At 48.7% G+C, this 3,393-nt stretch carries 3 protein-coding genes and 1 pseudogene; all 4 read right to left on the minus strand.

The features are described from left to right. Window positions 1-1,431 (minus strand): Na/Pi cotransporter family protein (locus B3D59_RS07255; RefSeq protein ID WP_286818663.1); only part of this gene is annotated, 1,431 nt, incomplete at its 3' end. 57 nt (window positions 1,432-1,488) lie between these two features. Beyond that, entirely contained in the window at window positions 1,489-1,779 is a 291-nt protein-coding gene (locus tag B3D59_RS07260; protein ID WP_286818664.1) for a hypothetical protein, read from the minus strand. Between the two features lie 139 nt (window positions 1,780-1,918). Beyond that, entirely contained in the window at window positions 1,919-2,614 is a 696-nt protein-coding gene (locus B3D59_RS07265; RefSeq protein WP_286818665.1) for a hypothetical protein, read from the minus strand. A gap of 26 nt (window positions 2,615-2,640) precedes the next feature. Next, window positions 2,641-3,393 (minus strand): annotated as a pseudogene (gene fusA / locus B3D59_RS07270) (elongation factor G); the annotation flags it as partial.

Consider the following 3,393-nt stretch of genomic DNA (forward strand, 5'->3'; position numbering starts at 1 on the left):
ATCCTGATGTGCGGTTATTGTGCAGGTCTCTGTCAGATAGTTGAGCAGTCGTTTTCTGAAACGTCCGTACTGGCGGTTTAAAAAAGCGGAATCCGATACTTCGAATTCATCCAGGATAGGACGGATCTCTTGAAAATTCTTGGCCGCATTCATGATGTTTCTGGAGGCCAGGATAATCTGGTCAAGATCCGTTGTTCTGGATTCATCCATGGTCTGGGTTTGAATCCTGGAGTAATAGGCCACCACAGCGGAGTGAAGCCGTCCGATCTGGGTAAAAAGCTCTTTTCCCGTTAACGGTTTACGCTCGGTTTTTTCAAAGGGCAGCCTGTCGTCAAACACCAGTTGTTCATCCAGTGCAAGTGTCCGTAAGGCATACAGCTGGCACTCCTGCAACATGTGGATCACTTCGTTTTTCATGGCCAAGCAAGCGGCTTCCGTCTCTTCGGCAGGGGTATTGGCCAGGTAAACACTAATGTTTTTTCTGTGTTCAGGCAAAAATTTGACAAGCAGTCGGGTGAAGAAAGATACAAAGGGGACAAATAACAAAACGCCTGTGATATTGAACAAGGAGTGGAACAGCGCCAGGCCGACCGGCCCGTTGGTGGAAACATCCACAAACAATTTGACGGCCCTGACCATCAGGGGCAGACCGGCAAAGGTGGTGATGCCCGTGACAAAGTTGAACACCAGATGGGCAACCGCCACACGTTTTTTGGGAGGTGCGCCTCCGGCCGCGCCTAAAAGAATGGTAATAGTGGTGCCGATATTGGCCCCGATGACCATGGCCGCACCCATCTCAAAGGTCATAAGGCCGCTGTTCAGCGCTGCCAGGGTGATGGCGATGGTAGCGGCGCTGGCCTGCATCAGGGCGGTCATGACAGTCCCGATGAAAAGGCAGCCCCAAAGCGGAAGATTGTGCAGATGTGACGGATCAAATCCCTTGGCAAAGACCTCTACACTGATTTTCATGTAGTCCAGTCCCAGGAATAGAAAGCCAAAACCCACCAGAAGCCGCGTTAAATGGGCCAGCCGACTCCCCGGCTTAAAAAGGATCAATCCAAAAGCGGCAACGCCGATAAACGGCAGGGCAAAGACCTCAATTTTGACTTTGAACCCAAGGGTGGCCACAATCCAGGCGGTGAGGGTGGTTCCGATATTGGAACCTAAAATAACACCGATGGCATTTTCCATGCTCATGACGCCGGCCCCTACAAAGGCCAGAACCATCAACGAGACCGCAGAACTGCTCTGCAAAACAGCAGTTACCAATGTGCCTCCGGCAATGGCCTTGAACCGGGTATTGGTATAGTTCCGGATTATCCTGCGGAACGCTTTTCCGCTTAAATCCTTTACAGATATTTCCAGAAGCTGCATACCAAACATGAAAATACCCAGTCCCGCAAGCAGCTTCCAATAATCGAATTCTGACATATATATTTTGTGAGATTTCTCAGGTTATCCGCACAGCCATAGAGACGCGTGCTTCATTTATTTAAACAAAACGGAGCAAACCGGGCCTTTAAACAGACGAGACAGCACATTATTGCTTTGACTTCCGGCCTTCCCCAGTGCAACGGACGTATCGGTCTTTTTTTCAGTATAAAATAGTATCGCATTATAATATACAGCTTGTAGTGAAATGAAAGGATTTTTCAGTCCATGTTGGAACAAAATATTCTCATTACCGGTCTGTCCTAAAAGACCGGCTCCTTTTCCAAAAACAAGTGTGGCGCAAAGGGTGACGGCAAGGCCCGCAATGGTTCCTAAAAATGCGGTCAAACCCTTTCGAAGGTAGGCTTGCCTTGTCCTCTTCTCCTTGGGTATACCCATAAAACGCAAAGGCCGCAACCCCGGATTGCGGGTGTTGCGGCCTTTAATGATTTTAATCCGTCAAGACGGGATTATTGATACAGGCAATCTATTCTTCTGCCGGCATCAGTGTAGCCGGATCCAACAAAAGTTTCTGATCTGCCCTGTCTCCGTCTTTAAGCACAATGGCCTGGGTTTTATTTTCCGCAGTCACAAGGAATACAGCCTTGTCAAACAGCTTATCGTAATTTTCCAGCTGAACCGGATAACCGTTCTGGTTAAGGGGTTCTTCTCTGTGGCTTTGCATGGAAAACCAGATGCAGATGCCGAAATCCCGGTTAAGCCGCTTTAAATCAGAAAGCACCTCTGAAAGGTCAGTATCAAAATTAAGACCGTCAATGACCATCAGGGTGGGCAGGGGGAGATCAGCTCCCTTAAAACTGTTCAGGTAATCTCTGATTTTGTTTACATTAAATGTGGAATCGTTGTACGCAATTCCTGTTTTATGATGTCGTATCTCATCCCACAACCGTTCGGCAACCTGGGCGTCAACATAGCCGATGCTGTCGATAAGGCTGGCGTACCCTTCATTATATCTGATGTTGATTTTCTCTATCGTGTCAGCCAGGCTGATATGAAGCACTTTTTCATCGCTTAGCAGACGTGTCAGGGCAATTTGAACCAGAAATCCGGTTTTGCCTACACCGGCCCGGGAAAGTACGGCACCAAACTGACCACCTGTAATGTTTTTCGTGCCAATGGTTTTTTCTGCCGGACTTTTTAAAATGAGGTCGTTTTTAAGCATATATCCTCTCTTATATCAAAAAGGTCTTATTTGTTTTTAGCTGCTTTTTCTTCGGCTTTTTTCTTGGCAATTTCCTCTGCCACGGACTGGGGAGCCTGTTTATATAAAGAAAATTCCATTGTGAACTGAGCCTTGCCCTGGGTGGCGGATCTTAGAATCGTAGAAAAGCCGAACATGTCGGACAGCGGAACCTGGGATTCGATGACTGACATGGTCCCTTCCTCCTGCGAGCCCTGGATAATGCCGCGGCGCTGATTAATCAGCCCCATGCAGGAACCCTGGAACTCATTGGGGGTCTCAATAACCACCTTCATAATAGGTTCCATGATAACAGGCTTTGCTTTTTTGTAAGCTTCAAGAAAACCGCCGCGGGCTGCTGCCTGAAATGCCATTTCAGATGAGTCCACGGCATGGTAGGCACCGTCTTCGAGAGTGATCTTGATGCCGGTTACCGGAAATTCAAGGCTCGGGCCCTTTGCAAGGCAGGCCTGAAAGCCTTTTTCACAGGCCGGGATATACTGGGTGGGAATGCGGCCGCCGGTGACCTTGTTTACAAATTCAAATTCTTCTTCAGAGGGTTCAATAAAACCTGACACACGGCCGAACTGACCCGCACCACCGGTCTGTTTTTTGTGGGTGTAGTTAAACGGGGCTCTCTGGGTAATGGTTTCCCTGTAAGCCACCCTGGGCTGGCCCGTGGCTACCTCGGCGTTGTATTCTCGCTTCATACGCTCCACGTATACTTCCAAGTGAAGCTCGCCCATGCCCTGGATAATGGT

The sequence above is a fragment of the Desulfobacter sp. UBA2225 genome (assembly GCF_002348205.1).
Lineage (GTDB): Bacteria > Desulfobacterota > Desulfobacteria > Desulfobacterales > Desulfobacteraceae > Desulfobacter > Desulfobacter postgatei.